The sequence below is a fragment of the Pseudomonas sp. PDM10 genome (assembly GCF_014852295.1).
Classification (GTDB): Bacteria; Pseudomonadota; Gammaproteobacteria; order Pseudomonadales; family Pseudomonadaceae; genus Aquipseudomonas.
Genome location: NZ_JACVBJ010000001.1, coordinates 490,373 through 516,357 on the forward strand (window position 1 = coordinate 490,373; position 25,985 = coordinate 516,357).

27 protein-coding genes, 1 tRNA gene, 1 pseudogene and 1 riboswitch are annotated in these 25,985 nt (G+C 58.0%); of the genes and pseudogenes, 11 read left to right on the forward strand and 18 right to left on the reverse strand.

The genetic code is table 11. The annotated features are described in order from the left end of the window. Positions 1-48 precede the first annotated feature (48 nt). A complete protein-coding gene (locus IB252_RS02310) occupies positions 49-207 on the forward strand; it encodes a KGG domain-containing protein (RefSeq protein WP_008152986.1) in 159 nt (52 codons plus the stop codon). A 73-nt stretch (positions 208-280) separates the two neighbouring features. After that, positions 281-784 carry a DUF4142 domain-containing protein gene (locus IB252_RS02315; RefSeq protein ID WP_008152987.1) on the forward strand — a complete coding sequence of 168 codons (504 nt, stop codon included), beginning with the start codon at positions 281-283 and terminating at the stop codon, positions 782-784. A gap of 46 nt (positions 785-830) precedes the next feature. On the opposite strand, the gene IB252_RS02320 is transcribed toward IB252_RS02315, so the two are convergent. The 3 genes from IB252_RS02320 to IB252_RS02330 all read right to left on the reverse strand — a co-directional run bounded on the left by IB252_RS02320 (position 831) and on the right by IB252_RS02330 (position 2,531). Then, a complete protein-coding gene (locus tag IB252_RS02320; protein ID WP_192406582.1) occupies positions 831-1,241 on the reverse strand; it encodes a low affinity iron permease family protein in 411 nt (136 codons plus the stop codon). Positions 1,242-1,363: 122 nt separating this feature from the next. Beyond that, the gene (locus IB252_RS02325; protein WP_192407562.1) at positions 1,364-1,903 is read right to left on the reverse strand and encodes an AidA/PixA family protein; all 540 of its coding nucleotides are present in this window, start codon (positions 1,901-1,903) and stop codon (positions 1,364-1,366) included. Positions 1,904-2,027: 124 nt separating this feature from the next. Continuing rightward, positions 2,028-2,531, reverse strand: a complete 504-nt coding sequence (locus IB252_RS02330) for an inclusion body family protein (protein ID WP_111450873.1) — start codon at positions 2,529-2,531, stop codon at positions 2,028-2,030. 441 nt (positions 2,532-2,972) lie between these two features. On the opposite strand from IB252_RS02330, the gene IB252_RS02335 reads away from it, so the two are divergent. Next, positions 2,973-3,302 (forward strand): YXWGXW repeat-containing protein, encoded by a 330-nt coding sequence (locus IB252_RS02335; RefSeq protein ID WP_111450872.1) that lies wholly within the window; start codon positions 2,973-2,975, stop codon positions 3,300-3,302. 104 nt (positions 3,303-3,406) lie between these two features. Continuing rightward, entirely contained in the window at positions 3,407-4,177 is a 771-nt protein-coding gene (gene tam, locus IB252_RS02340; RefSeq protein WP_111450870.1) for a trans-aconitate 2-methyltransferase, read from the forward strand. 79 nt (positions 4,178-4,256) lie between these two features. On the opposite strand, the gene IB252_RS02345 is transcribed toward tam, so the two are convergent. Beyond that, complete coding sequence (locus IB252_RS02345) at positions 4,257-4,598, reverse strand: hypothetical protein (protein WP_192406584.1); 342 nt, start codon at positions 4,596-4,598, stop codon at positions 4,257-4,259. A 440-nt stretch (positions 4,599-5,038) separates the two neighbouring features. Here IB252_RS02345 and IB252_RS02350 point away from each other — a divergent pair, with 440 nt between their 5' ends. Genes IB252_RS02350 through IB252_RS02370 form a run of 5 tightly spaced genes read left to right on the forward strand, consistent with a single transcriptional unit; the run spans position 5,039 to position 10,070 of the window. Next, positions 5,039-6,505, forward strand: coding sequence for a cytochrome c oxidase subunit II (locus IB252_RS02350; protein ID WP_192406586.1), 1,467 nt, complete (start codon positions 5,039-5,041; stop codon positions 6,503-6,505). 49 nt (positions 6,506-6,554) lie between these two features. Continuing rightward, a complete protein-coding gene (ctaD, locus tag IB252_RS02355; RefSeq protein WP_192407564.1) occupies positions 6,555-8,330 on the forward strand; it encodes a cytochrome c oxidase subunit I in 1,776 nt (591 codons plus the stop codon). Continuing rightward, a complete protein-coding gene (locus IB252_RS02360; RefSeq protein WP_192406588.1) occupies positions 8,327-9,019 on the forward strand; it encodes a cytochrome c oxidase subunit 3 in 693 nt (230 codons plus the stop codon). The genes ctaD and IB252_RS02360 overlap by 4 nt, the downstream gene beginning before the upstream one ends. Positions 9,020-9,025: 6 nt before the next feature. Further along, a complete protein-coding gene (locus IB252_RS02365; protein WP_192406590.1) occupies positions 9,026-9,739 on the forward strand; it encodes a heme-copper oxidase subunit III family protein in 714 nt (237 codons plus the stop codon). Positions 9,740-9,752: 13 nt separating this feature from the next. Next, positions 9,753-10,070: a cytochrome C oxidase subunit IV family protein gene (locus IB252_RS02370; protein WP_192406592.1), complete on the forward strand. Its 318-nt coding sequence runs from the start codon at positions 9,753-9,755 to the stop codon at positions 10,068-10,070. 32 nt (positions 10,071-10,102) lie between these two features. Here IB252_RS02370 and IB252_RS02375 read toward each other — a convergent pair whose 3' ends face one another. The 13 genes and pseudogenes from IB252_RS02375 to IB252_RS02435 all read right to left on the reverse strand — a co-directional run bounded on the left by IB252_RS02375 (position 10,103) and on the right by IB252_RS02435 (position 23,390). Then, complete coding sequence (locus IB252_RS02375) at positions 10,103-10,663, reverse strand: magnesium transporter (RefSeq protein WP_111450863.1); 561 nt, start codon at positions 10,661-10,663, stop codon at positions 10,103-10,105. Between the two features lie 294 nt (positions 10,664-10,957). Then, positions 10,958-11,031 (reverse strand) — tRNA-Gly (locus IB252_RS02380). 179 nt (positions 11,032-11,210) lie between these two features. After that, positions 11,211-12,095, reverse strand: coding sequence for an alpha/beta fold hydrolase (locus IB252_RS02385; protein ID WP_111450861.1), 885 nt, complete (start codon positions 12,093-12,095; stop codon positions 11,211-11,213). A gap of 312 nt (positions 12,096-12,407) precedes the next feature. Continuing rightward, on the reverse strand, positions 12,408-13,100 hold the full coding sequence (locus IB252_RS02390) for a pseudouridine synthase (protein WP_192406594.1): 693 nt from the start codon (positions 13,098-13,100) through the stop codon (positions 12,408-12,410). A 56-nt stretch (positions 13,101-13,156) separates the two neighbouring features. Continuing rightward, positions 13,157-13,351 (reverse strand): cysteine-rich CWC family protein, encoded by a 195-nt coding sequence (locus IB252_RS02395; RefSeq protein ID WP_008153014.1) that lies wholly within the window; start codon positions 13,349-13,351, stop codon positions 13,157-13,159. Positions 13,352-13,357: 6 nt separating this feature from the next. Beyond that, positions 13,358-13,502, reverse strand: a pseudogene (locus tag IB252_RS02400) (GGDEF domain-containing protein); the annotation flags it as partial. 59 nt (positions 13,503-13,561) lie between these two features. Beyond that, the gene (gene atzF, locus IB252_RS02405; RefSeq protein ID WP_192406596.1) at positions 13,562-15,334 is read right to left on the reverse strand and encodes an allophanate hydrolase; all 1,773 of its coding nucleotides are present in this window, start codon (positions 15,332-15,334) and stop codon (positions 13,562-13,564) included. A gap of 25 nt (positions 15,335-15,359) precedes the next feature. Further along, entirely contained in the window at positions 15,360-19,007 is a 3,648-nt protein-coding gene (gene uca / locus IB252_RS02410) for an urea carboxylase (RefSeq protein ID WP_192406599.1), read from the reverse strand. 307 nt (positions 19,008-19,314) lie between these two features. Beyond that, positions 19,315-19,956 carry an urea amidolyase associated protein UAAP2 gene (locus IB252_RS02415; protein ID WP_192406601.1) on the reverse strand — a complete coding sequence of 214 codons (642 nt, stop codon included), beginning with the start codon at positions 19,954-19,956 and terminating at the stop codon, positions 19,315-19,317. Positions 19,957-19,967: 11 nt separating this feature from the next. Beyond that, the gene (locus IB252_RS02420; protein ID WP_192406603.1) at positions 19,968-20,693 is read right to left on the reverse strand and encodes an urea amidolyase associated protein UAAP1; all 726 of its coding nucleotides are present in this window, start codon (positions 20,691-20,693) and stop codon (positions 19,968-19,970) included. A gap of 12 nt (positions 20,694-20,705) precedes the next feature. Beyond that, complete coding sequence (locus IB252_RS02425; RefSeq protein WP_192406605.1) at positions 20,706-21,494, reverse strand: ABC transporter ATP-binding protein; 789 nt, start codon at positions 21,492-21,494, stop codon at positions 20,706-20,708. Next, positions 21,491-22,306 (reverse strand): ABC transporter permease, encoded by an 816-nt coding sequence (locus IB252_RS02430; protein WP_033054095.1) that lies wholly within the window; start codon positions 22,304-22,306, stop codon positions 21,491-21,493. The genes IB252_RS02425 and IB252_RS02430 overlap by 4 nt, the downstream gene beginning before the upstream one ends. A gap of 16 nt (positions 22,307-22,322) precedes the next feature. Continuing rightward, positions 22,323-23,390: a putative urea ABC transporter substrate-binding protein gene (locus IB252_RS02435; protein ID WP_192406607.1), complete on the reverse strand. Its 1,068-nt coding sequence runs from the start codon at positions 23,388-23,390 to the stop codon at positions 22,323-22,325. Between the two features lie 62 nt (positions 23,391-23,452). After that, positions 23,453-23,553, reverse strand: a riboswitch (guanidine-I (ykkC/yxkD leader). Positions 23,554-23,830: 277 nt separating this feature from the next. Here IB252_RS02435 and IB252_RS02440 point away from each other — a divergent pair. Next, entirely contained in the window at positions 23,831-24,073 is a 243-nt protein-coding gene (locus tag IB252_RS02440) for a hypothetical protein (RefSeq protein ID WP_111451037.1), read from the forward strand. Between the two features lie 166 nt (positions 24,074-24,239). Beyond that, on the forward strand, positions 24,240-24,719 hold the full coding sequence (locus tag IB252_RS02445) for a hypothetical protein (RefSeq protein WP_192406609.1): 480 nt from the start codon (positions 24,240-24,242) through the stop codon (positions 24,717-24,719). 59 nt (positions 24,720-24,778) lie between these two features. Here the strand turns inward: IB252_RS02445 and IB252_RS02450 are convergent, their stop codons facing one another. Beyond that, positions 24,779-25,882 carry an enoyl-CoA hydratase/isomerase family protein gene (locus IB252_RS02450; RefSeq protein ID WP_192406610.1) on the reverse strand — a complete coding sequence of 368 codons (1,104 nt, stop codon included), beginning with the start codon at positions 25,880-25,882 and terminating at the stop codon, positions 24,779-24,781. Positions 25,883-25,985 lie beyond the last annotated feature (103 nt).

A 25,985-nucleotide genomic window follows, 5' to 3' on the forward strand; every position in this document is an offset into this window, starting at 1 on the left:
CTATGCGGGCTCCTGCTCGCCGCGATCATCACCAAGAGGTAGAGAATCATGCCTAATTCAAGAAACTCGAACTCGGGAAACTTCGCCAACGATCGAACGAAGGCGTCTGAAGCCGGTCGCAAAGGTGGGAAAACTACCACCACGACTGTCGATAAAGACCCTTCGAAACCCGATATGGGCCGCAAAGGTGGTCAGAAATCGAAGTAGCGGTGAAGGTAGTTTTGATTGAGAGGCGGGAGCGTAAGCTCCCGTTTGAATTTTTTACGAGGAGGGCGCGACCATGAGCCGGATGGCCACCCGATTACGCAATGCCAGTTTTGCCACGTTGCTGGGCCTGTGCGCCAGCAGTGCCTTTGCCCAGTCCCCCGCCGAATTCATCAACGATGCGTCGGCCAAAGGCATGGCCGATATCGAAGCCAGCCGCCTGGCGCACCAGAAAACCGAATCCAAAGAGGTCAAGGATTACACCATCGTCGTCATCAACGACCGCACCACCGCCAACCAGCACCTGGCGAAAATCGCCAAACAACTGGATTTGCCGGTGGCTCCGCGTGAAGAGGTCGTCGATAAAGCCAAAGCCTTGATGCCGCAAGTGCAGGACGGCGCGAGCTTCGACCAGGCCTACGCGGCCAGTCAGGTGAAAACCACCCAGGAAGCCATCGAGCAGCTTCAACAGGCAGCGCAGACCACCGACGTGCCTGAAATCAAGGCCTTCGCCGAAGAAACGTTGCCCAAATTGCAGAACCACCTGCAAATGGCCAAGGCGCTGCAAGCCAGTCGCTAACCCACGAAGTACGCGGGTGACCTTGAGCCACCCGCGATGATCCCGATCAGCATTCATCCAAATCCTGCTTGCCTTTTTCCTGGACGACGGTACCGTCCAGGGGAATCGTTTCGCCCTCGCCAAGTTTCCGATACTTCTTTCGTAGCGCTTCCAACTGCTTGAGGTCCAGCGCCTCAAGCCCCAGCATCGCGTTCTGCGCCTCCTTCGTCACCCGCAGCAACTCATCGACCTTCAAGTGCAAAATGTCCGTGTCGCGGTTCTGGGTGTTCTGGATCAGGAACACCATCAGGAAGGTGATGATGGTGGTCGACGTATTGATGATCAGCTGCCAGGTGTCGTTGAAGTGAAAAATCGGCCCACTCAGACCCCACAGAAAAATCAGAATGATTGCCCCCATGAACGTCTTGGGGCTACCCGCCCACAGGGCAAGTTTCTGAGCGACTTTTGCGAATTTCATAGCCGTGTTCCTTATAGGGATGCGCCTGATTTTCAGACAGCGACGGCGAGTTGGAAATTCTAATTACATTTGTATGTTCAATAAAAAAACCGGCCCTTGAGGCCGGTTTTTCAGGAGTCCATTCACTCCACCAACTTAATGTCCACCGACCAGCTGAAGTATCCCAATGCCTCGCAACTTTTATTGATCAGCATGAATTTCAGTTCGCACGCCGCCACCCCAGCCGCCAATTGCGTGCAATGCCAGTAATGATCATCGGCCGTGTGGCTGCCCGGTTGGGTCGGGCTTTCGGGGTTGGGGGCGGGGACTGTCAGGTTGGTGTGAACGACCAATTCAGGCGGTGAAAGTACCCCGGCATTACCTACTGACATCTCGTAGAACACCACGCTGTGTTCGGCGAGCAAGCTGACGGTCCTGCCACGGATATGGAAGTCCTTTCCGTTGCTGGCGAGAAAGGTCGCAAGGCTGTCATTTGTTGTACTTTGTGGTGTTTGGGTTCCGCTGATGACGAAGATGAAACCTTCTTCAATCCTGGTCGCGTTTTGCGGATCAAGACTGGGTTGCGGATAGCGTGAAAGCAGTGATTCGGCATCGACGATCAGCAGCACATTATTGGCTGGCGCGATACTTCTCGAGGGGGAGGCAATCGGTTCGGAAGTCATCATGGATTCCTTTCATGATGTTGATGCAGGACGGCAGCCGCATCGGCTCAAGCAGGACATCCCGTCCCGGCCCAGGCGGCAACGAACTCGGCAGGCCCCTCGTCGCCAAGGGGCCTGGTCATCGTCAGTTTCGGATGGTAATGAACGGATCCCACGAGCAGCAGCCTACGATCTTGCAGTCGCGATCAACGATCAGGAAATGGAAGTGGTAGGTCACGCTACCGCACGAAAGTGTTTCCGAAGACCAGTAATGGTTGTCGACTTTCTGGCAGCTCGGCACCGACGGGTTGCTGGTGTTGGGAACGGCAACGCACGCTGTAGCCTTGCGCGGCGTGGGTGTTGAGATCAACTCGTTGCCGACATTGCCAATGAACTTGTAGAAAATCACTGCATTCTCGAAGCTCTGCGACAGGCTGGTTTCACGCCAGCGAATCAAGTCGCCAACCTGGGCTTTCAAGTTGAGTTCGCCACCGGCCTGGCCGCTGACGACGTTGTTCTGGTTGGTCACCATGTACACATGATTGACGTCGATCAACGTCGGCGACGCAGGGTTTTTGCTGATGTTCGGGTAGTTTTTCAGAATGGTTTCAGTGTCGATTGAAACAAGTACATCCGTGACTCGAGACATAGTAAAGCTCCTTGTTCATAGTGAATGCCTGGCATCTTCCAGGCACAACAACGCTTGCTTGCCTTACGGCCGTTGCGAAAACACTACGGGCGGAACCCACCTGTCACGGGCATGAGCTGGCCTTGCTCCTTGCGTGCAAACTAACGGGTTCGGGTTCCTTCCGACGGGCCGCGATAGGACTATAGGTGCCGTTTTCAGACTGTCAAAATTGCTTGCCTGTCAGTTCGACGAACGGTCGATTTAGTTATGATTTCAGAAGATTTGGCGATAAAGAACGCTCATTCAAATTCTCGTTGTTATGTGGGTACCAAGTCATACAAGTTCAGGTAATAGACAGATACGACCTGCTACAAGATCAATTAGCCAGGCAGGAGCGTGGCTGGGGAAGGGGGGGATTTTTGCTGATTCACTCAATGCGGCGGTCAAGTCCGAGGAGGCAGCATGTGGTTACGTTATATGGCGTTATTGGCGGTGATGTTCGCAGCGTCCGGCTGTGTGCAGGAGCGGGTCGTTCATGAGCGGCGTCCGGTTCAGCATGAGTACGTTGAAGTCATTGCACCGCAGCCGCCACCGGAACGGGTAATCGAAGTAGAGCCTATGGCACGTCCGGGGTACGTTTGGTCCCGAGGATACTGGCGTTGGGAAGGTGGGCGTTATGTCGCTGTTCATGGCCACTGGGTGCCGGAACGACCGGGTTATCGTTATGTGCATCCCCACTGGGAGCAGCGTAATAATGGCTGGTATTGGCAACGAGGAGGTTGGGTTAACTGACCGCTTTCGCCATAGGTCGGATTGGGCAGAGCGCATCGGTCGAGGTATTGTAGCGAACCGGTTTTCCGCCTCTTGCTACAACAACGCACCGACAGGAGAACGCAATGAGTTGGTCCGCCAAACAATACGTCGCTTTTGAAGATGAACGCACACGTCCCGCCCGTGACTTGCTGGCCGCAATCCCTGCTGTGGACGCGCGCTCGGCAATTGACATCGGTTGCGGCCCCGGTAATTCGACCGAGTTGCTGGTTGAGCGCTTCGCCAATGCCACGGTGCGTGGCCTGGACAGTTCGACCGATATGATCGACGCCGCCCGCAAGCGCTTGCCGCAGGTGCAATTCGATACGGCTGATATTGATACCTGGAACGAAAACGGCCCGTTCGATGTGATTTTCGCCAACGCGGTGTTGCAGTGGCTACCGGATCACGCGAAGTTACTGCCTGCACTGGCGAGCAAGCTGGCCCCTGGTGGCAGCCTGGCGATCCAGATGCCGGACAATCTCAATGAGCCTTCGCATCGCTTGATGCGCGAAGTTGCAGCCGATGGTCCATGGGTTGGCAAACTGGCGGACGCCGCCGGGCAGCGGACGGAAATGGCAGATGCCAGTGGTTATTACTCCATGCTGCGAGCCCATTGTTCCCGTGTCGATGTGTGGCGCACGACGTACCATCATCCACTTGCTGGCGGCGCGTCTGGTGTGGTCGAGTGGTTCAAGGGCAGCGGATTGCGGCCGTTTCTTGATCCGCTGGATGAGGCGGAGCGGGCGCAGTATCTCAAGCAGTATCAAGCGGCAATCGAGCTGGCTTATCCGCCGTTGGCCGATGGTTCAGTGCTGCTGCCGTTCCCACGGTTGTTTATCGTTGCGACGCGCTGATGCATTGATGAAAAAGGGACAGATTCTGCTCTTTTCGTCTGTCCCTTTTGCGTACCAATGGCCGAGCATCCCGTCGTAGCTAGGCGTCAATCAGCTGATCAATCAAAACCGCGTTGCTATAGATCAAGCTTCCATCACTCGCTCGATGCCCGACCAAATGGAACTGACCGCGCTCGTTGTGTATATAGACGCGCATTTGGCAGTCGGACAAAGGGCCGTATCCCTCTGGCAATTTCAACTCCAGCGTGTCCATGTCGACATCGACCATGGCTTCACGCTCATGGGTCTTCTGCAGGTGTTCTTCAGCGTCCTCCAGACCCTTATGGAGGGAGCCATCGACGTAAAAATGGATTTCACCCATCGGGGTCGACTTTTGTTGTCCGTTGACTTTGCACCAGCCTTCGATCGTCAAGGCACTCATGGCGAAATCTCCGTTGTGGACGGCTGGACTCTATAGCTCTTGGCCGTCACTTGTCTGACCGCTATGCATAGGCAAGGACTTTTGCGGGCGCTTTTAGCCGATCTTTGCCTTCCGTAATCAGACCTGATTATAGCTGGCAACCGGGCTTCGCTTACTCGACGTGGCGACCAGGCGAGAGGTGTTACTTAATAGTTACAGTTATATATAGCGAATCGGTTTCAAGTGATCAAGTTGACGCAGAAGTTGGAATATCCAGACGCCAATGGTTTTCCCGATAAGCGCTGGTTCCGGCCATGAACTATACTTCCTGCGGACTTTGCCACAAAGATAGTGGTATTTGTCTAGCCTGTTTTGGCGTCAGATTAGTATTTATTTGACGGTGTTGTTCTGTGGCGATGTTTAGGCATACCGATGAGTAACAGGAATAGGATGAAAGCAAAATGGCAATGGCAATTATTCTTGTACTAATCGTTATTGCGTCCGTGCTGTTCCATTTATTAGCGCCTTGGCATGCGGCACCGCCAGCCTCCAATTGGGGGTCAATAGACACCACCCTGTTCATCACCCTGATCATCAGCGGAATATTTTTCATCGCCGTCACTCTATTCATGGCGGTGGCCTTGATACGTTTCCGTCACAAGAAAGGCGGCAGGGCGGCCTACCAACCAGAAAATAAAAAGTTGGAAACATGGTTGATTATCGTGACCTCGATAGGTATTGCCGCGATGTTGGCGCCAGGCCTGGTTGTTTATGATGATTTCATCCGGGTGCCAAAAAATGCTTATGAACTCGAAGTGGTCGCCCAGCAGTGGCAATGGGCGTTTCGTTTTCCGGGTCAGGATGGAAAGCTGGGAAAGTCAGACATCAAGTTTGTTGACTCGGTCAATCCTCTCGGTCTTGATCCCAAGGATTCTGCCGGGCAGGACGATGTACTAATAAGAAGCAATGAAGTTCACCTTCCGCTCGATCAGCCGGTGAAAGTCTTATTGCGTTCCAAAGATGTACTGCACGATTTCTATATACCGCAGATTCGCAGCAAGATGGACATGGTGCCTGGGATGGTGTCGTACTTTTGGTTTACACCGACGGTAATCGGAAAGTATGAAATACTGTGTGCCGAGTATTGTGGCGTAGGTCATTACAACATGCGCGGCTATATGATCGTAGAAGACCGGACCGCCTTCGAACAATGGCTTAACAGTCAACCGACTTTTGCGCAGACATTAACGACAGCTGCCAAACCCAGTCGGGACAGCGTGCTGGAAAAAGGTCGCCAGTTGGTCGAAAAATACGGCTGCGTTGCCTGCCATAGCCAGGATGGAACTGCCAGTCTCGGCCCAGGATGGAAGGGACTGTACGGCCGCACTGAACAGCTTGCCGATGGCACCAGCGTGCTCGTCGATGAGGCCTACGTGAAAGAGTCGATCCTCGATCCGAAGGCTCGACTGGTACAGGGTTATCCGCCGGTCATGGTGGCCTATACTCTCACTGAAGATGAACTGGGTGCTGTCGTCGCCCTGATCAAATCACTGGGTGTCGCGCAGCAAGAACCTTCTACCGGCGAAAAACTGGACGGAGGTGACGACTTGGCGACACAGGGGCAGCGGCTGGCCCAGTCACTCGGCTGTCTGGCCTGCCACAGTGTCGATGGCAGCAAGGGCGTCGGCCCCAGCTGGCAGGGCCTGTATAACGAGCCCGTAACCCTTGCCGACGGTTCGACGATAAAGGCCGATGAGGGCTATATAAAAGATTCGGTGCTTAATCCCGGTGCCAAAATCGTCAAGGGCTACGCAGCCATCATGCCGGCCTTTACCCCGAGTGATCAGGAGTTGAACGCACTGATCGCTTTTATCAAATCCAAAGCGAAAGCCGACGCTGATACGAGCAAGGCGGAGCCAGGGAAGTAACCGTAAAGCAGCCAGGAATGCACCGAAACTTCGACAGGAGGATGACGTGATGGCCTATGCGGAGCAAGCCGAAACAGAAGCACTACACGAGCCCAAAAGCTTCCTGACCAAATATATCTGGAGTCAGGATCACAAGGTCATCGCCATTCAATATTCCTTGACGGCTATATTCGTGGGCGTTATCGCCGTGGTGTTGTCCGACTTGATGCGCATACAGATTGGCTTCCCCGGCACTTTGGCGTTCATGGACGCCAGTGCTTACTATCAGGCGATGACCATGCACGGCATGATCATGGTCATTTACTTGCTGACGGCCTTGTTTCTGGGGGGCTTCGGTAACTATCTGATCCCGCTGATGGTGGGCGCCCGCGACATGGTCTTCCCCTATGTCAACATGCTGAGTTACTGGTTCTACCTGCTGGCGGTAGTGGTGCTGCTCTCCAGTTTCTTTGTCCCTGGCGGCCCCACCGGTTCGGGCTGGACGCTCTATCCGCCACAGTCCATTTCTCCGGGGACACCGGGGGTCGAGTGGGGCATCGTCATGATGCTCGTCTCACTGGCGATTTTTATTGTCGCAGCCACCATGGGCGGGTTGAACTACGTCACCACGGTGTTGCAGGCGCGTACGCACGGCATGACATTGTTTCGCATGCCGCTCTCCGTATGGGGCATCTTCATGGCCTCGATCATGGCTTTGCTGGCCTTCCCGGCGTTGTTCGTCAGTGCGGTCATGATGCTGTTTGACAAGCTGTTGGGCACCAGCTTCTTTATGCCGGCGATGATCTCGCTGGGGCAGCAGCTCGATCACCAGGGTGGCAGCCCCATATTATTCCAGCACCTGTTCTGGTTCTTCGGCCACCCGGAGGTCTACATCGTTGCGCTCCCTGCGTTTGGTCTGGTCTCTGACTTGATCAGCACCCATGCGCGTAAAAATATCTTCGGCTACCGAATGATGGTATGGGCCATTATTGCGATTGGCGTACTCAGCTTTGTGGTCTGGGCGCACCATATGTATGTCAGCGGAATGAACCCGTACTTTGGCTTTTTCTTCGCCGTCACCACCTTGATCATCGCGGTGCCGACCGCACTGAAAGTCTACAACTGGGTGCTGACCCTGTGGCGCGGCGACATTCATCTGACCGTGCCGATGCTGTTTGCCCTGGCCTTTATCGTCACCTTCCTGGTCGGCGGTCTGACCGGGTTGTTTCTCGGCAATGTGATCGTGGATATTCCACTCTCGGACACCTATTTCGTCGTCGCCCATTTTCATATGGTCATGGGGGTTGCGCCGGTACTGGTGGTGTTCGGCGGTATTTATCACTGGTTCCCGAAAGTCACCGGGCGCATGTGGAACGACACCCTGGGCAAGTTGCATTTCTGGATTACCTTTCTGGGCACCTACGCCATTTTCTTCCCCATGCACTACCTGGGTTTTCAGGGGATGCCACGCCGCTACTACGCCTATGACAACTACGCGTTCATCCCGCAGTCGGCGCATGAGTTGAATGCCTTCATTACGGTGATCGCATTGGCCGTCGGCGTTTCCCAGTTGTTGTTCCTGTTCAACCTGGCCTGGAGTGCATTCAAGGGCAGGCCCGCAGGCAGTAATCCCTGGGGCGCGGCCAGTCTGGAATGGCAAACGCCGAACACCCCGCCGATACACGGTAACTGGGGAGCGAAGCTGCCGGTCGTGCATCGCTGGGCCTATGACTACAGTGTGCCGGGGATAGAACAGGATTTCGTTCCGCAGACAGTCTCCGCCGAGGAGTTGGAGCAGATGCGGCAACTGAGTGCCGGAACCAAGATAGCGGACGTTAGAACATGAGCAGGTTGCTATTGAGAAACGCCGACGGCGCGGACCCCGGCGGCAGCTGGAATCGCGATCCGCCGGGTATTCAGGCTGGCGAAGGTGCCGATCGAAACCAAATCGCAAGAACAGGCCTGCGCTTATTTCTGGCCGTGGTGAGTTCGTTATTCTTTCTCTTCTTGCTCGCCTTTATCGCCCGTTCACAAATGACCGACTGGCTCCCCCTGACAGAGCCCATGGCGCCGTTAGCCAATCTAAGGCAGTTATGGCTGAATTCGGCTTTTCTGGTAGTCAGTTGCGTCGCACTGCAGTGGTCGCGTATGGCCGCCCGACGGGCGCGACTGGGTGCCGCTGTGATTGGTTTTGCATTGGCGGGCGTATTCGCCATTGCTTTTCTGGCGGGGCAGTTCTGGGTCTGGCAGCAGTTTGTCGCCTGGGGTTACTTTCTCGCCAGCAATCCGGCCAACAGCTTCTTCTACCTGTTGACTGGCCTGCATGCGCTCCACCTGCTGGGCGGGCTGATAGCCTGGGGCATCATCGTTGCTAAATACCTGCAGCGCGTGCCGTTGCCGCAACTCAGCGCCAGCGTAGAGCTGTGTGCCATCTATTGGCATTACTTACTGGGTCTTTGGTTCGTGCTATTCGCTTTGCTGGCCAGCACGCCGCAAACCTATGAAGCGATCGCCAGATTCTGCGGCCTGAGGTGAAAAGCCATGGCATCGCACCCACTTGCCCCAGGCGAGTCCAGTTCATCCAATCCACCTAGCTTGCCGCCTGCTGCAGGATGGCAGGGCATCGCCAGCGACTGGTCCTCGGATAAGGAGGCCTTCAGGCAGGTGCCTTGGGGCAAGGCGATGATGTGGATATTTCTGCTCAGCGATACGTTCATATTCACCTGTTTTTTAACCGGCTACATGTCGGTACGCATGACCATCACCAGCGCCTGGCCGAACCCCAGTGAAGTGTTCGCATTGACGATCGGCGGCAGAGAAATCCCGCTAATTCTGATCGCCATCATGACCTTTGTGCTGATCAGCAGCAGCGGCACCATGGCCATGGCAGTCAATTTCGCCTATCGCCGTGATCGGGCGAAAACCACGGCCCTGATGCTGGCGACCGCTGCCTTGGGTGTGACCTTCGTCGGCATGCAGGCATTCGAATGGAGCAAGCTCATCGCGGAAGGCGTGCGTCCCTGGGGGAACCCTATGGGGGCGGCGCAGTTTGGCGCCAGTTTTTTCATGATTACCGGTTTTCACGGACTGCATGTGTCAATCGGCGCCATCTATCTCAGCATTGTGGCGTTGAAAGTACTGCGGGGAGATTATGAGCGCTCCGGAAACTATCAGAACGTCGAGATAGCCGGGCTTTACTGGCACTTCGTGGATTTGGTGTGGGTGTTTATTTTTGCTTTCTTCTATTTATGGTAGAGGAGCACGGGTGATGGCACATGCTCAGGGTCAGCAACATCCAATCAGCTTGTACCTTAAAATCTGGGGGCTGTTATTCGTCCTCAGCACGATGTCGTACCTTGTCGACTATTTCCACTTTCATGGTTACCTTCGGTGGTCCCTGATTATCACTTTCATGTTGTTGAAGGCAGGTTTAATTGTCTCCATCTTCATGCATATGGCCTGGGAACGGTTGGCCATGGTCTACGCCATACTGGTGCCACCGTTGTGTTTGCTGGTGCTCGTCGGACTGATGGCCACCGAGGCGGACTATGTATTCCTCAGCCGGGTTATTTCCTTCGGCCAATAAGCAGCTTCCGGATGGCCATCAGTCTCCAGGGGCTAACCCGATATCACTCGCTTGAACTGATGCCATTTGTGCTGCCAGGCTACAGTCCAATGGGGGGCGGCCGTTCCCGTGCCGGCAATCTCCAGCGCTGGGTGATGTTCGATAACCCCGTCCAACACCGATTCCTGAGCCGGCTCGACATCTACGAAGAAAATATGTTTTCCCTCTTCTACCACCTGTTTAAAACTGCGGAAGTGAGCGTTTGGCACCTGAATACCAAAAAAACCGCCTTCCCAGATGCAGAAGCCACATACAACAATGGCAAGAAAGATAAACGGCATCCAGCCTGCGGCGGATTCGGTCCAGCCCAGCCAATAGGCGCCGCCAAGAACCAGCGCCGCGAGTGGCACACCGATCACTGCACCAATTTCGCCAGAGTGGACAACATCCTGTTCCATTAACGAGTTGATTTCGTGAAGGTGATGTTGTTCAACATCGGCAACGTGTTGACTGAGTACATGAATTTGTTCGGAATTGATGCCGCTGGCTTCCAGCTCATTTTCAACGGCTTCAAGATCATCGAGATTGTTGCTGATGTAATAGTGTCGATTCATGCCACACCTCCCATCTCGTGCTTGCCGTAGACCTCCTTTGTCTTGTAGCTGCCAGTCGAGATTTGCAGTCGGTATCTGTACCCGTGGGCAACGCTTTACGCTTCATTCAAAGCATAAAAAAGTATAGCACTGCATATCATTCAGACATGGGGACGGGGAGCATGCGGTCTGATGCGCTCGGCAGGTTCTCCGGCACCTCAAATCCTGGGCACAAAAAAACCGGTCATAACGGACCGGTTTTTGTGTTCGTGCATCTCCCGTCAAAATCATCCTGACGTGAGACAAAAATTCGATTGGAGCGGGTGAAGGGAATCGAACCCTCGTTATCAGCTTGGGAAGCTGGAGTAATGCCATTATACGACACCCGCTCAGAGCGGTGACTTTGTACCAGATGTGGGCGTGGAAATGAAGTTTTTCTTTGTGTGGGACGGCTTTAGCACAATTGAAACAAAGCGGAGACCGTATGACGGTCTATCGCGGGCAAGCCTTGCTCCTACAGGAATGCATTCAACACCGTAGGGCTAAGCTTGCTCGCGATGACGCTGTTTCAGATGGCCAATGCATGTTGGTCCTGGACGTAGTGATAACGCGGTCGACTTTCGTGTTGCGAAGGTTTCAGGAAGCTCAGCAATGCGTTGCGGCTATCTCGGCAAGCAGCTTTGTGTTCCATGTCGAGAAAGTGGCCGGTGGCCTGCAGGGTGGTGAACGTAGCGTGTTGCACATGGTTGGCGAACAGTTGAGCGCCGTCGGCAGCGGTGTATTCGTCCCATTCGCCGTTCATGAACAGCACCGGCACGTTGACTTTCTCCGCGGCTTTGAAGAAGCACTGGCGATCACTGTGCAGCAGATCGCTGATGTGGAAGTGCATCTGCCCGTATTCATGCTCGGCCAGGGAACTGACGTGCCGATAATTGAAGCGCTTGAACAGGGTCGGCAGGTGTTTGCCGATGGTGCTGTTCACCAGGTTGCCGACCCGGTCACCGTCCCGGCTACCGAGGTAATCGATGCCGCGCTCGAGGTAGTCGAGCATGTGCGCGTTGATCTCCGGAGAGAACGAGCTGATCACGGCTTTTTCGATGCGTCGTGGCTGGTGGGCCAGGGCGACCAGGGTCGCGGCGCCACCCCAGGAAAACGACAGCACGTGTTCGGCGGCGAAGTGGTCGATCAGCTCCAGGAGGATCTGCCCTTCGATTTCCTTGGTCAGCAATTTCTCGTGCAGGTTGTGGGCTTTCGACTTGCCCGCGTAGGGCTGGTCGTAGCAAACCACATTGAACTGCGGGTGAAGGTTTTTCACGGTCTGTGCAAACGACGCAGTCGTGGCCATCGAGCCGTTGACCAAAATAATGGTCTTCTCTGCGGCGTCTGCGCGATAGAACTCCGTGTAAACCCGATACTGACCCTGTATATCCAGCACAGCGATTTCTGGCCTCATGTCATAAGACTCCAAGCAAGCGGGTATGCGCGCAAATGAGATTGCACGAGCTTTGTGACAGGTAGGCATACGCCTGGAATTTTTGAGCCCATGTCGATCCAGTGCAGTCCGGTCGACGGGTATTGTTATTGGCGGGCAGTCTGCCGGGGGAAAGCGGAACCTGAGGGTTCTCTACCGGCAAAAAGTTTCTTAGAAGTATGTTGTGACTCGTCGGTCACATTTCGGCCGACGTCCTGATTCAAGCAGGGGTCACGTCATCGCGCAAGTATCTTTGGAAAATTGTTCGACAACTTCTGCTGAGCGGTCGTCTGCTTAGATCAATTGAATCTCTTCGGTGCGTAATGCGCGGTACTCGCCCGGTTTCAGGGCACTGTCGAGCACCAGCAGGCCCATGCTTTCGCGGTGCAGGCGCAGCACCTTGTTGTCGAAATGGCCGAACATCCGCTTCACCTGATGATAACGGCCTTCGATGATGCTCAGGCGCGCCGATTTTGGCCCGAGCAAGACCAGTTCGGCAGGCTGGGTTGTAAGGTCTTCGAAGGCGAAGTACAGGCCTTCGGTGAATTTCAATGCGTATTGCGGGCCAATCTCTTGCTCGGTCTCGACGTAGTAGACCTTGGGTAGCTTGGTTTGCGGCTGGGTCAGGCGTCGCGACCAGCTGCCATCATTGGTGATCAGCATCAGGCCGGTGGTGTTGAAGTCCAGGCGTCCGGCGATGTGCAGGTCCTCCTTGTCCGGCTCATGGATCAGGTCGAGCACGGTCGGGTGTTGCGGATCGCGGGTGGCACTGACGCAGCCAGGCGGTTTGTGCAGCATGAAATAGCGTGCAGGCTTGCCGACTTGCAGGACCTCGTCGTTGACCTCGACGCGGCTGAACTCGAGTACCTCGGTGTGCGGGTCGCTGACGATTTTTCCGTCGATGCTGACGCGCTTTTCCACCAGCAACAGACGCACCTGCTTACGGTTGAAGCGCGGCAGGTTGCTGAGGAAACGGTCAATGCGCATGACGAGGGATCGGTAGGAAAGGGGCGCGTATCTTACGTGATCGATTGTGCGGTTGCTTACAGCTGCGCCTCGACTTGTGCGCAGCGTGGGCACAAACAGGATTTGTCGCGCAGTTCGGGCGGCAGCGCTTCGAGCACCGCCGGGTCGATGCTGACGCCGTAGCACCAGCAGGCCCGATCGGCGGTTCGCGGGTCGGCCAGGGTGCAGTCGTTGGAGGCGCCGCAGGCCGGGCAGAAATCTGGCTTATTCATGTAGGGTTATTCATAACTGGAGTGAGGCATTTCCACGCATGTGCGGTTACGGCCGGCTTGTTTGGCCCGGTACATCGCATGATCAGCCCTCGAGAGCAGCCTGTGCAAGGTGTCATCGGTCTGCAGGGAGCAGGCCGATGTTCACGGTCAGCGGGCAGGCATTCTAAAGGCACTGCCGGGAAATAACTGCTCGATGTGCAGGGCGAACGATCATTGAGCGAGGTAACGCCGCCACCCACCCAAGTGACTGATATCCACCGCTCCCTCCAACCCATACGCCTCACAAATAAACCCGCTCTCCCAGCGCCCATCGGCCAATTGCACCTTGCCCAACCCCAACGGTGCCGGGATCCCGGTCAAAAACGAGCCCAGCTCACGGCTCGGCAATTCCCAAACCTCCACCGCAATCGCCACCCCCCCGTCCTTCACGCGAACCATCCCGGGCCGAAACGGTGGGCCACCGGCCAGGGCATACAGTTGATAGTCCGGCGAGCTGAACGTCGTCTCGATCAGTCGAGCCCCGCGCTGCTTGAGCTGCCAGTTCAGAGCCAACCCATCCAGATGCGCGCCACACACCACCAATCGCGCCCGATCATTGCGTGCGACAGCCGACGGAACCGGTGTTGCCAAACCTTGCTGGCGCTGCAAGGCATCCGCCACACCCAACAAATACTGATCAGTAAACGCCCGCCCGAACAACGTCACGCCCCAAGGCAAACCATTGCCCATGAAACCGCTGGGCACGGCGACGGCGGCGTAATCGAGCAGGTTCATGAAGTTGGTGTAGTAGCCCAGTTCCGAATTGCGCAGCACTGGCTCGGCGTCCAGTTCCGCCAGTGTGACGGGGCGGCCAATGGTGGGGGTGAGCACGCAGTCGAGGCCTTCCAGCGCCTGGTCGCACAGGGCTTTCAGCGCTTGCAGCCGGTACTGGGCGCGGAAGGTTTGCACGCCGTTCACCGCTGGCGCCTTGGCCAGCACCGCGCGAATCACCGGCAGTACAGCTTCAGGATTTTGCTCCATCAGTTCGCCGGCGACGCTGTAGCGCTCAGCCACCCACGGGCCTTCATAGAGTAAACGCGCCGCTTCAAGGAACGGCGACAAATCCAGTTCCACGGCTTCACCGCCCAAGGCATTGAGCTGGTCGATGGCGTCACCGAATAACAACGGGCCTTCAGGGCAGCCGAAGAATTCCAGATCCTGAGCACGCGGCACGCCGAAGCGGAAGGGCCGAGGCGCACCAAACGCCGAGCCGTCATTCCACAACGGATTACTGCGGCTGTATTCATCGCGGGGATCAAGGTGCGCAGTGAGCGCGAGCAACTGGCTGGCTTCCCGAGCCGTCGCGGTGAACGTGGTCACACAATCGAGGGTGCGGCAGGCCGGAACCACACCGGCCGTGGAGATCAACCCTTTGGTGGCTTTCAAACCGACCAGATAGTTCAGCGCCGCCGGCACACGCCCGGAACCCGCCGTGTCCGTGCCCAGGGAAAAACTCGCCACACCGAGCGCCACCGCCAGTGAAGACCCGGCGCTGGAGCCGCCCGACGGATACTCCGGCAACACGCTGTTCGGGCACGCACCATACGGCGAGCGACTGCCGTTAAGCCCGGTGGCGAATTGATCAAGATTGGTCTTGCCCAACGGAATCGCCCCCAGTGCCAGCAACTGCTCGACGATGGTCGCCGAACGCTGCGGCACATAAGCAAATGCAGGGCACGCAGCGGTCGTCGGAATGCCCGCCAGATCAATGTTGTCCTTGATCGCGAATGGCACGCCGAACAGCGGCAAACTGTCGAGGTCGCGACCGTCGAGTGCGGCGAGGTACGGTTCCAGTTCTTCAACACTGAGCAAGTGGATGAACAGGTGATAGTCCGGGTTCAACGCCGCGGCCTTATCGCGCAGGCTCAGTAGCAGTTCACGGGGCGTGATGTTGCCGATGCGATAAGCGCTGCGCAGGGCGTCGAGTTGCAGATTGATGTTCATCGCGTTAGTCCTTTTCATAATGGGTTCAGTCGAGTTCCAGCACCACGACACGCTGTCCGGCACGCACCGCCGAACCCGGTTGCACACGAATCTCGCGTACCACACCGGCCATGGGCGCGAGCAATGGGATTTCCATCTTCATCGACTCCAGAATCACCAGCACATCACCCGCGGCAACCCGGCTGCCGGTTTCAACCTGAACCTGCCAAAGGTTGCCGGCGATGTGGCTGTCGACGCTCTGTAAACCGCTGGCGAGTGGTGCGTCGTCGGTGACTTCCGGGCCCCGTTCTTCACTGTCGAAATGCGCCTGGCCGCTGGCGATCCAGCGCTCGCGTTCGGCATTGAACGCGCCTTTTTGCTGATCGCGAAACGCGGCAATGCTTTCGGCTTCCTTCGTCAGGAAGGCTTGGTAATCCGCCAGATTGAGCTGACTGTACTCGATGTTCAGATCGAAGCGCCCGAGGGGGAAATCCCGTCGAATGCGCAGCAGTTCATCGGCACTGACCGGGTAGAAACGGATCTGATCGAAGAAGCGCAGCAGCCACGGTTTGCCATCGAATGCGGCGACCTCGCGATAGCGATTCCACATCTGCAACGTGCGGCCCACGAACTGATATCCGCCAGGGCCTTCCATGCCGTACACGCACAGGTAAGCCCCACCGATGCCCACCGAATTTTCCGCGGTCCAGGTGCGGGCCGGGTTGTATTTGGTGGTCACCAAACGATGACGTGGATCGAGCGGCGTCGCGACCGGCGCACCGAGGTAGACGTCGCCCAGGCCCATCACCAGGTAGCTGGCGTCGAACACCGTGCGCTGCACTTCATCGAGGTTTGGCAGGTCGTTGATGCGGCGGATGAACTCCAGATTGCTCGGGCACCACGGGGCGTCCTTGCGCACGGTGGTCATGTATTTTTCGATCGCCAACTGGCAGGCCGGGTCGTCCCAGGACAGTGGCAGATGGACGATGCGCGAGGGCACTTGCAGGTCCTTGGCGGCGCACACGGCGTCCCATTCGCCAGCGACGATGCCGAGCAGGTCGGCCAGCGGCAGTTGTTCGGGTTGGTAGTGCACTTGCAGCGAGCGGATGCCTGGGGTGAGGTCGATGACGCCGTGCAGGTTTTGGCTTTCCAGGGCTTGCATCAGTGCGTGGGCGCGGAAGCGCAGAACGAGGTCCAGTTCGGGTGCGCCGATTTCCAAAAGCAGATGAGTGTCCCCCGACAGCCTTGCCACCAGACGCGTATCACCCTGACCCAAATCCAACACCACAGGCGACACAACTCCCTGTAGGAGTGAGCCTGCTCGCGATAGCGGTGTGTCAGTCACATCAATGTTGGCTGTACTGCCGCCATCGCGAGCAGGCTCACTCCTACAGGGGGAATTCCATTTCAAGGCGAGGGTACGGGCGGTCTGGAGATCGACGGGGATAAATTGCACTTTGTCCCCGGCCTTCAATTGGCCCAGCTGCCAAAGATCCGCCTCGATCACCGTCACCGGGCAGACAAACCCGCCGAGGCTAGGGCCGTCGGGACCGAGGATGACCGGCATGTCCCCGGTGAAATCCACTGCACCAATGGCGTACGGATTGTCATGGATATTGGATGGATGCAGACCCGCCTCGCCACCATCGGCACGCACCCATTCAGGCTTCGGCCCGATCAACCGCACGCCGGTTCGGCTGGAGTTGAAATGCACTTCCCACTGGGTGGCGAAGAAGGTGCTGATGTAGTTTTTGGTGAAGTATTCCGGCGCACCATGAGGGCCGTAGATCACCCTGATTTGCCGCACGGTGGGCAACTCGGTGACCTGTTCTTCAGGCAGTTGAAGACCGCTGCTGCGATCGCTCAAAGCAAGGACATGCAACACGTCCCCGGCTCGCAACGCACGACCGCCATGCCCACCAAACTGGCCGAGGGTGAAGGTGCTTTTGCTGCCCAGATAATCCGGCACTTGCAGGCCACCGCGCAGGCACAAATAACTGCGGGCGCCCGCACCGGCAATCGTACCAAGGCTCAAAGTAGCGCCCGCCGGTACCAGCAAAGCCGTGTTCATCGGCACCACTTCACCATTAAGGGTCAGTGGAATCACGGCCCCGGTCACCGCCACCACCGCGTCGCAATTGAAGCGCAGCAGCGGCCCGCTCATGGTGATTTCCAGCGCAGCGGCGCCTTCGTCGTTACCCAGCAAAAGGTTGCCAAGACGCAACGCACGACTGTCCATCGGCCCTGACGGCGGCACGCCCACGGCCCAGTAACCGAGGCGGCCGGGATAGTCCTGAACGCTGGTCTGAGTGCCGGCGCTGAGCACTTCAAAGGTGTTGGCCTGATACACCAAACCTTCCAGGCAACGGGTCCACGGCTGGCCGTTGGCGAAGGGCACATCGAGCAGAATCTGCCGCAAATAATCACGGTTGGTTTCCACCCCATAGAGCAGGCTGTCGCCCAGCGCTTGATGCAGATCGGCAGCGGCTTCTTCGCGGGTCGGCGCCCAACTGATGACCTTGGCGATCATCGGATCGAAGTACGGCGGGATCTCGCAACCTGCCTCGACCCAAGTGTCGATGCGCAGGTGTTTGCCATCGGCGGCAGGGAAGTTCACGGCGGTCAGCAAGCCTGGGCTCGGCTGAAAATCGCGACCGGGATCTTCGGCATAAAGCCGCGCCTGAATTGCATGGCCGCAGGCTTTCAAACCTTGGCTCAATGTGCTCAGCGGCGGCAAATCACCCGCCGCCAGTTCCACCATCCAGCGCACCAGATCCACACCCCAGACTTGCTCGGTGACGCCGTGCTCCACCTGCAAACGGGTGTTCACTTCGAGAAAGTAGAAACGCTGAGCCTCGCTGTCGAAGACGAACTCAACGGTGCCGGCGCTGCGGTAATTCACCGCTTTCGCCAGTTTGATCGCCGCCGCGCACAGCTCTTCGGCCATGCCCTCGGGGAGGTTCGGTGCGGGGGTTTCTTCGAGGACTTTCTGGTTGCGCCGCTGCACCGAGCAGTCGCGCACGCCGAGGGCAATCACTTCGCCCTGGCCGTCGCCGAACACCTGGACTTCCAGATGTCGGGCGCGCTGGATGTACTTTTCGATGAACACCCCGGCGTCGCTGAAGTTGTTCTGGCCGAGGCGTTTGACGGCTTCAAAGGATTCGCTCAACTCGGCCGCACTGCGACATACGCGCATGCCGATGCCGCCACCGCCGGCGGTGCTTTTGAGCATTACCGGGTAGCCGACCTGTTCGCCAGCCATCAGCGCCGCGTCGAGGCTGTCGAGCAACTCGGTGCCTTCGAGCATCGGTACGCCGTGTCGCTTGGCCAAGGCTCGCGCGGTGTGCTTGAGGCCGAACACGCGCAGCTGCTCTGGTGTCGGGCCAATGAAGGCGATGTTGGCGGCTTCGCACGCTTCGGCGAACGCAGCGTTTTCCGAGAGAAAACCGTAGCCGGGATGGATCGCCATGGCGCCGGTGGATTTGGCGATGGCGAGGATTTTTTCGACGGCCAGATAGGTGCCGGCGGCTGCGCCTTCACCGAGGCTGTGGGCTTCATCGGCTTGCAGAATGTGCAAACTGGCGGCATCAGCTTCGGAGTAAACGGCAACGCCCTGGACCTGCAACTCACGCAGGGTGCGCAGGATGCGACAGGCAATGGCGCCACGGTTGGCAATCAGGACTTTTTCGAACATGGCATAACCCCTGGAGGCGATAACGCATCAGCCTCGACCTGGGATGCGGGCCGTCCCGCAGTTTTTCGATAGGCGCCGAGGTCGTCCCCGACGGCAGAATCAGTTCACTCAAAAACACCACCGTCCCCCTGTGGGAGTGAGCCTGCTCGCGATAGCGGAGTGTCAGTCAACGTTAATGGTGAATGTGCTGACGCTATCGCGAGCAGGCTCGCTCCCACATTGGATTTAGGGTGTTTTTACTGTTTGAGGCACTGGCCTGAACGGGCCTGGCACAGGGCAAACAACCATCTACGCAACCGCGCGAATTTCAGTTCCATACCAGCAGCTCCGCAGGAGTGGGGTTGTAGGCGTTGCACGGGTTGTTCAGTTGCGGGCAGTTGGAGATCAGCACGATCACGTCCATCTCGGCCCGCAGGTCGACGTATTTGCCCGGCGCCGATATCCCGTCCTCAAACGTCAGCCCGCCATCCGCCGTGACCGGCACGTTCATGAAGAAATTGATGTTCGGCCCAATGTCGCCCTTGCTCAATCGCCCGTCGTGGACGCAGGCCCGCAGGTAGTTGTCGCGGCAGCTGTGCATGTAGCGTTTCTCCAAGGCGTAACGCACGGTGTTGCTCTCTTGCGCACACGCACCGCCGAGGGTGTCGTGACGGCCGCAGGTGTCGGCAACGATGGTCAGCATCGGCTTGCCGAGGTTGGAATAGAGCACGCTGCCGGTGCTCAGGTAGACGCTGTTCTGTCGGCGCAACGTGCGTTGTACGTCGTAGCGCTCCTTCGGGTTGGCGACGCTGTAGAACAACGTATCGACGGCCTGATTGCCTTCCAGGTCGAGGATGCGCAAGGTCTGGCCAGCCTTGACCTCCATCAGCCACGGTTCGCCGGCCGGGATGGTGGCGCGGTAGATCGCGGTTTCGGGCAGCTGTTGAGCGGTAGCGATTGCGAGTGACATGGCAGCGATCCTCAGGCGAACAGACGGTCGGTGTTGATGAAGCCGCGCTCGTTTTCCGGGCGCGAGGTGCGGCAGTGTTCGGCGACGCTGGCATCGGCGTTCATCCAGCTCAACTTCAATGGCTTCGGCGCGTACTCAGGTGAAGGATCCATCGGATGTTGCAGCGCGGTGAGTACCACCAGCGTGTCCATCGGCGCATACAACTCGATGTAGTCGCCGGCCCTGGAATGGCCTTCGACGAAATGAAAACGCCCGGCCTCATCGACGTTCACGCGACTGAACAGGTTGAGCGTCATCAGCAAATCGGACAGGCCCAAACCCCACTTACCCAATTCCACCAACAGGTTGTCGGCGCCGTTGCGGAAGAAGCCGTTGCGCAGTTCCTGATAGCGCCCCGCGCCGTATTTTTCTGCGACCTCTTCAGCGCAGAGCACGCCGCCGAGGCTGTCACTCCAACCGCAGGTGTCGGCGGTAATGGCGGCCAGCACGCGGCCCATGTCCGAATACAGGCAATGGCCGGTGGTGAGCTTGGCGGTGTGTTGGCATTTGAGGCTGTCGGGCAGGTTCAGGCGTTCGGTTTTTTCGTTGGCGTTGAGCAGCGTCAGGCTGACGTTGGCACCCCCGCGCAGGTCGGTCAGGCGCAGCAGTTGGCCGCGTTTCAGGACGAAGGAACGATGGCCGCCACCGGGGAGCATTTCTTCGGCGAAGGGCGGGAACAGTTGGGTCGAATCAGTCATTTCAAAATTCCTCTAAGCGATACGAAGCGTGCCTGCCAGCTCAGCCGGCAAGGCATCGACGGCGGCGCGGTTGACGCGGCGGTCGCTGTTCAAAGGGATGTCGTAGGTTATGCGGGCGCCATAGGCACCAGGGGCGTGTGGGTCGAGACGAACCTTGTCGAATACCAACAGGCGCGTGCCGAGGCTGAAGCCTTCGGACAGGTCGTGGGTGACCATGAACACCGTCAGTTGCGTCTCGCGCCACAGCTCCAGCAGCAGGCCGTGCATGTCTTTGCGAATGCCCGGATCGAGGGCGCCGAACGGTTCGTCGAGCAGCAACACCCGAGGCTTCATGATCAGCGCCTGGGCAATCGCCAGTCGTTGTTGCATGCCGCCGGAGAGCTGCGCCGGGTACTTGTCCAGCGAATGGCCGAGGCCGACTTTGTGCAGCAGCACTGAGGCTTGTTCGCGTGCGTCTTTTTTAGCGCTGCCGAACAACCGTCCGAGCAGCGGCGAGCGCGGCAGTTCAAGGCCCAGGGCGACGTTGTCCAGCACCGTTAAATGCGGGAACACCGAGTAGCGCTGGAACACCACGCCACGGCTGGCATCCGGCTCACCGGCCAAGGCCTGGCCATCCAACAGAATCTCGCCGCGACTGGCGCGTTCCTGGCCCAGCAAGAGCCGCAGGAAAGTCGACTTGCCACAACCCGACGCCCCGACCAAGGTGCAGAACTCACCCTCGTTGACGTTCAGGTTCAGCCCTTCGAGCACCACCTGATCGGCGTATTGCTGCCAGACATTTTTCACCGTGATGAAGCTCATGCGCGAGCCCCCTCATACCAAGGGAACGCCCGTTGGGTCAGGCGTTTCAGGCCCCAATCCATCAGCCAGGCGAGCAGGGTGATCCACACCACGTAGGGCAAAATCACGTCCATCGCCAGGTAGCGGCGCACCAGGAAAATCCGGTAGCCGAGGCCGTCGGTGGAGGCGATGGCTTCGGCGGCGATCAGGAACAACCACGCCGAGCCAAGCATCAGCCGCAGCGAGATCAGTAGGCGCGGCAGCAATTGCGGCAGCACCACGCGCAGCATCAGCGTCCAGGTCGAAGCGCCGAGGGTCTGGGCCTTGATAAGCAACTCGACCGGAATCTCTCGGGCGCGTTGCTCCAGATCACGGGCCAGGCACGGGGTGATGCCGATCACGATCAGCATGACTTTCGACAATTCCCCCAAGCCGAACACGATGAACAGAATCGGCAGGATCGCCAGCGGTGGCACCATCGACAGCACCGTCAGCAACGGCGACAACGGCGCGCCAAACAGCGGCAGCGTACCGGCGGCGATGCCCAGGCACAGCCCGGCCAACGCGCTGATACCGAGGCCGATGGCCAGGCGGCGCAGGCTGGATGCGGTGTCTTGCCACAACACGTATTCGCCGGTGCGGGTGTCGGCGGTGAAGGCCAGGCGTTTCACCGCGTCGGTCATCTGCACGGCGCTCGGTAGCAACTTGTCGTTGGGGTTGTCCGTCAGCCGCTCGGCCGAGCCCATGAAGTAGGCGAACAGCACCAGGGCGAACGGCAGGATCACCAACAGCAGGCGACTCGGGCGATCCGGGTGGCGATTGATCAGGCGCATGGCCAGGTCCTCCTGATTACAGCTTGGCGTCGGCGGCCAACTGCACGTAGGTCGGGTCGAAGCGCAGCTTGAGGTTGTTCTTGTCGCCGCTGGTCACGCCGTTGGCGAACACCATGCCGACCGCGCTGGTGTCCTTGGCGCCTTCACCCAGCAAGCCATGCAGGAAGGAGAACTCGGCCACTTTGCGCATGGTTTCCGGCAGTTGCTTGCTGGTGGAGAACGCCAGGGCTTCTTTGGGGGTGGCGAACAATTTGGTGGTGTCCAGTTGCGACTGGAAACCGGCCAGATCGGTGCCCGAGGCTTTGGCCATGTGTTCGAGGGCGGCTTTGCTGGCGGCGTTTTTGGCGTTCATCAATTCCACCACTTCGAACCAAGCGCCGGTCAGCGCTTTGCCCAGAGCCGGGTTGTCTTTGAGGGTGGCGCTGTTGACCACCATCATGTCCATGATTTCGCCGGGGATCTGGCTGGAGTTGAACACTTCGGTCACCGCAGGCTTGGCCTTGATGTCCGAAAGCATCGGGTTCCAGGTGGTGACGGCGTTGACCTGATCGGTGTTGAAGGCCGCCGAGATGTCGGCGTCGGAGGTGTTGACCACTTTCAGGTCTTTCTCGGTGAGATCGACCGAATCCAGCGCACGGGCCAGCAGGTAGTGGGAAACCGAGAGTTCCACCAGATTGACGTCCATGCCTTTGAGGTCGGTGACTTTCTTGCCGTCGCCTTTGAGCACAATGCCGTCGTTGCCGTTGGAGAAGTCGCTGACGATCAGCGCGGTGCTGTCGACGCCACCGGCCGCCGGAATGGTCAGCGCGTCCATGTTGGTCATGGTGCAGCCATCGAACTGGCCGGCGGTGTATTGATTGATTGATTCGACATAGTCGTTGAGCTGCACCACATCGATCTTGATGCCGTACTTCTTCGCCCATTTGTCGACGATGCCTTGGCTGCCGGCGTATTCCCACGGCATCCAACCGGCGTAGATGGTCCAGCAGACGCTGAAGTGGTCTTTCTGTGCGGCTTGGGACGAGACGCTCACGAGGGCTGCGAAAGCAGCGGCGAGCAGGGCGGGTAAACGAAGCTTGAGCATGGGTGGTTCTCCAGTTGATCAAGGGCGGGCAGGAGTCAACGCGGCACCGTGAACGGTGGCTTGTCTCCCGGGCTTTTATCCCGCCGTGTAACCTCAACTGGAGGTCGCCAACTCTCGGACCAGCCACTCGCCTTAGCGAGCCGGAACCCTAGTCAGCCATTGCAAATTGTGGTGCCGCGAACCTGTGATGACTCCTGCACGTCTTTGCTAAAGCGAGAGCCGTGCCAAGTTGGCTTGAGCGCTCTAGCGTGGGCATTTACGCAATTAGCGCGTTGAGGAGAGGTGGCGACGTCGCCTTGTGATGGTGCATGGGTGCACCGCAATGGATCGGGACGGCCGCTGATCTGAAGGTCCTGGCGGCTCGGCACTCGATGGAATATTTCCAGTCAAAACAGGTGTCAGCCGGCGTGTTCCGGCTGTGGGTCTTTCAGGAGGCCGCCATGTTTCGTCGACTGTTGTTTGGTGTTGTTCTCGGTCTGGGGTTGTCCGGCTGCTACTACTACGCCGGTGGCTACGATGTGTATTCCGCGCCTTATTACTACCCCGACTACTCACCCTATTCCTACTATTACGGACCGCGCTATTACCACGGGCCGCGCTTTTATGGCGGCTATCGCTACTACTATTGGGGCGGGCATTCGCCTCGTTATTACGGAGGTGGATATCGCGGTGGCCACCATTAATCAGCGGGCGAATGATGAAAAACCTTTCATCGGCGACTTGTTTCAATCTGTTTCAGGAACGCACCAGATTTGGAAAACGATGTCTGATCTTTCGACAGTCACCGAATAATTGACTGTCGCCTGCCAGCGTCGCTGGTGTGGCTCACTCGCGGTCCAGGAGGCCGCCATGTATCTGCGAATTCTTCTGATTGCTGTATTGGGATTGTCTCTTGGTGCATGCGTGCCCTATTCCGATGGAGGAGCCAGCTACTACAGTTCCGAGGTCTATACTTCGCCATCCTATTATGACGGCGGACCTTACTATTCAGGCGGCGGCGGTTACTACACGCAACCACGCCGGTACTACGCACCGCCAGCGCGGTATTACCAGCCAACACCGCGGTATTACTACCAGCCGCGGGTTTATCAACCGGCACCGCGTTATTACCAGTCGTCGCCACGAGCCGATTACCGGGCTCATCAGAATCGCGGCTGGGATGACCATAACCGCGGCGGCTGGGATAACCATAACCGTGGCGGTTGGGACGGTCGTAGCCGCGGTGGAAACAACGACTATCGCGGCGGTCATGGCGGACGCGACAACCGTGGCGGAAGGGGCGACCACAGCGGTCGCGGTGATAACGATGGCCGAGGCGGCCACCGTTAAACACTCATAAAAAAGCGGCGCATGAAGCGCCGCTTTTTTATGCCCCGATTTCAGTATTCCTACAGATCGGCCAGAGGATGCCGGCCTTCCCAGGCCTTGTGGAAATGCGCTTCTACCACCGCATCCGGCAGGTTATTGATGTCTGGCCAGTGCCAATGCGGTTTTTGATCCTTGTCGATCAACCGTGCGCGCACGCCTTCGCTGAACTCAGGATGACGGCAGCAGTTGAGGCTCATGGTGTATTCCATCTGAAAGACTTGAGCCAGCGACATGTGCCGGGCGCGGGCGATCTGTTCCCACACCAGATGAGCGGTCAGGGGCGAGCCTTCGCTCATGGTTTTCGCGGCACGGCTGAGCAGCAGATCCGTGTTGTCGCGCAGCTGGCTGATGGCCTTCCAGGCGCAGCGCACGTCACTGACATCCAGCAGCTCATCGATCTGCTGGCGTCGTGGTAGCCACTGGGCTTCAGGCATTTGCGCGATGGCTTCCTGCTGCAAGGCCTTGAGCAGGCTGTTCAGCTGCATCGGTGTCTGTTCCTGCCAGTTCAACTGCAGCAGGCCTTCCATCAGCTCTTCCTGCTGTTCATCGAGCAGGAAACGGTCGGCCAGGTCGAGATCGATCGCATCGCGACCGTTCATATGGGCGCCGGTCAGGCCGAGAAACAATCCGAGCTTGCCGGGCAGGCGCGACAGAAACCAACTGGCCCCGACATCCGGGTACAAACCGATACTGATCTCCGGCATTGCCAGGCGGGTGCTCGGCGTGACAATCCGGATGCTCGCCCCTTGCAGCAGCCCCATGCCGCCGCCGAGCACATAGCCATGCCCCCAGCAGATCAGCGGTTTAGGATAAGTGTGCAGATTGAAGTCCAGGCGATATTCCGCCGCAAAGAAATGCGCGGCCAACGGCGGCACTTCGCCGGGATGGGCACGACAGGCTTCCACCAGGCTGCGGACTTCGCCACCGGCGCAAAAGGCTTTGGCACCGTTGCCGCGCAGCACGACGCAGACGATTTGTGGCTCTTTGGCCCAGACGTCCAGTTGATCGCGCAAGGCGTTGATCATCGGCAAGGACAGGGCATTGAGGGACTTTTCGGCATCCAGGCTGGCGACTCCGATGCGTGCGCCGTCGGTGCCAGTGAGTTCTTCGAAGTGCAGATTCATCGTGACCTCGATCGGGAATTTGAGCGTTCAGTATGATCGCTATGTAGGAAAGTGCTGGATCTGCGTCAGATCAATTGACAAGCGTGATGGGCTTTCCTAGGGT

Excerpts from the sequence above, each read along its gene's own strand:
- IB252_RS02310 (WP_008152986.1), top strand. The coding sequence starts at position 49 with ATGCCTAATTCAAGAAACTCGAACTCGGGAAACTTCGCCAACGATCGA.
- IB252_RS02315 (WP_008152987.1), top strand. The coding sequence starts at position 281 with ATGAGCCGGATGGCCACCCGATTACGCAATGCCAGTTTTGCCACGTTG.
- IB252_RS02320 (WP_192406582.1), bottom strand. The coding sequence starts at position 1,241 with ATGAAATTCGCAAAAGTCGCTCAGAAACTTGCCCTGTGGGCGGGTAGC.
- IB252_RS02325 (WP_192407562.1), bottom strand. The coding sequence starts at position 1,903 with ATGACTTCCGAACCGATTGCCTCCCCCTCGAGAAGTATCGCGCCAGCC.
- IB252_RS02330 (WP_111450873.1), bottom strand. The coding sequence starts at position 2,531 with ATGTCTCGAGTCACGGATGTACTTGTTTCAATCGACACTGAAACCATT.
- IB252_RS02335 (WP_111450872.1), top strand. The coding sequence starts at position 2,973 with ATGTGGTTACGTTATATGGCGTTATTGGCGGTGATGTTCGCAGCGTCC.
- tam (WP_111450870.1), top strand. The coding sequence starts at position 3,407 with ATGAGTTGGTCCGCCAAACAATACGTCGCTTTTGAAGATGAACGCACA.
- IB252_RS02345 (WP_192406584.1), bottom strand. The coding sequence starts at position 4,598 with ATGAGTGCCTTGACGATCGAAGGCTGGTGCAAAGTCAACGGACAACAA.
- IB252_RS02350 (WP_192406586.1), top strand. The coding sequence starts at position 5,039 with ATGGCAATGGCAATTATTCTTGTACTAATCGTTATTGCGTCCGTGCTG.
- ctaD (WP_192407564.1), top strand. The coding sequence starts at position 6,555 with ATGGCCTATGCGGAGCAAGCCGAAACAGAAGCACTACACGAGCCCAAA.
- IB252_RS02360 (WP_192406588.1), top strand. The coding sequence starts at position 8,327 with ATGAGCAGGTTGCTATTGAGAAACGCCGACGGCGCGGACCCCGGCGGC.
- IB252_RS02365 (WP_192406590.1), top strand. The coding sequence starts at position 9,026 with ATGGCATCGCACCCACTTGCCCCAGGCGAGTCCAGTTCATCCAATCCA.
- IB252_RS02370 (WP_192406592.1), top strand. The coding sequence starts at position 9,753 with ATGGCACATGCTCAGGGTCAGCAACATCCAATCAGCTTGTACCTTAAA.
- IB252_RS02375 (WP_111450863.1), bottom strand. The coding sequence starts at position 10,663 with ATGAATCGACACTATTACATCAGCAACAATCTCGATGATCTTGAAGCC.
- IB252_RS02385 (WP_111450861.1), bottom strand. The coding sequence starts at position 12,095 with ATGAGGCCAGAAATCGCTGTGCTGGATATACAGGGTCAGTATCGGGTT.
- IB252_RS02390 (WP_192406594.1), bottom strand. The coding sequence starts at position 13,100 with ATGCGCATTGACCGTTTCCTCAGCAACCTGCCGCGCTTCAACCGTAAG.
- IB252_RS02395 (WP_008153014.1), bottom strand. The coding sequence starts at position 13,351 with ATGAATAAGCCAGATTTCTGCCCGGCCTGCGGCGCCTCCAACGACTGC.
- atzF (WP_192406596.1), bottom strand. The coding sequence starts at position 15,334 with ATGAACATCAATCTGCAACTCGACGCCCTGCGCAGCGCTTATCGCATC.
- uca (WP_192406599.1), bottom strand. The coding sequence starts at position 19,007 with ATGTTCGAAAAAGTCCTGATTGCCAACCGTGGCGCCATTGCCTGTCGC.
- IB252_RS02415 (WP_192406601.1), bottom strand. The coding sequence starts at position 19,956 with ATGTCACTCGCAATCGCTACCGCTCAACAGCTGCCCGAAACCGCGATC.
- IB252_RS02420 (WP_192406603.1), bottom strand. The coding sequence starts at position 20,693 with ATGACTGATTCGACCCAACTGTTCCCGCCCTTCGCCGAAGAAATGCTC.
- IB252_RS02425 (WP_192406605.1), bottom strand. The coding sequence starts at position 21,494 with ATGAGCTTCATCACGGTGAAAAATGTCTGGCAGCAATACGCCGATCAG.
- IB252_RS02430 (WP_033054095.1), bottom strand. The coding sequence starts at position 22,306 with ATGCGCCTGATCAATCGCCACCCGGATCGCCCGAGTCGCCTGCTGTTG.
- IB252_RS02435 (WP_192406607.1), bottom strand. The coding sequence starts at position 23,390 with ATGCTCAAGCTTCGTTTACCCGCCCTGCTCGCCGCTGCTTTCGCAGCC.
- IB252_RS02440 (WP_111451037.1), top strand. The coding sequence starts at position 23,831 with ATGTTTCGTCGACTGTTGTTTGGTGTTGTTCTCGGTCTGGGGTTGTCC.
- IB252_RS02445 (WP_192406609.1), top strand. The coding sequence starts at position 24,240 with ATGTATCTGCGAATTCTTCTGATTGCTGTATTGGGATTGTCTCTTGGT.
- IB252_RS02450 (WP_192406610.1), bottom strand. The coding sequence starts at position 25,882 with ATGAATCTGCACTTCGAAGAACTCACTGGCACCGACGGCGCACGCATC.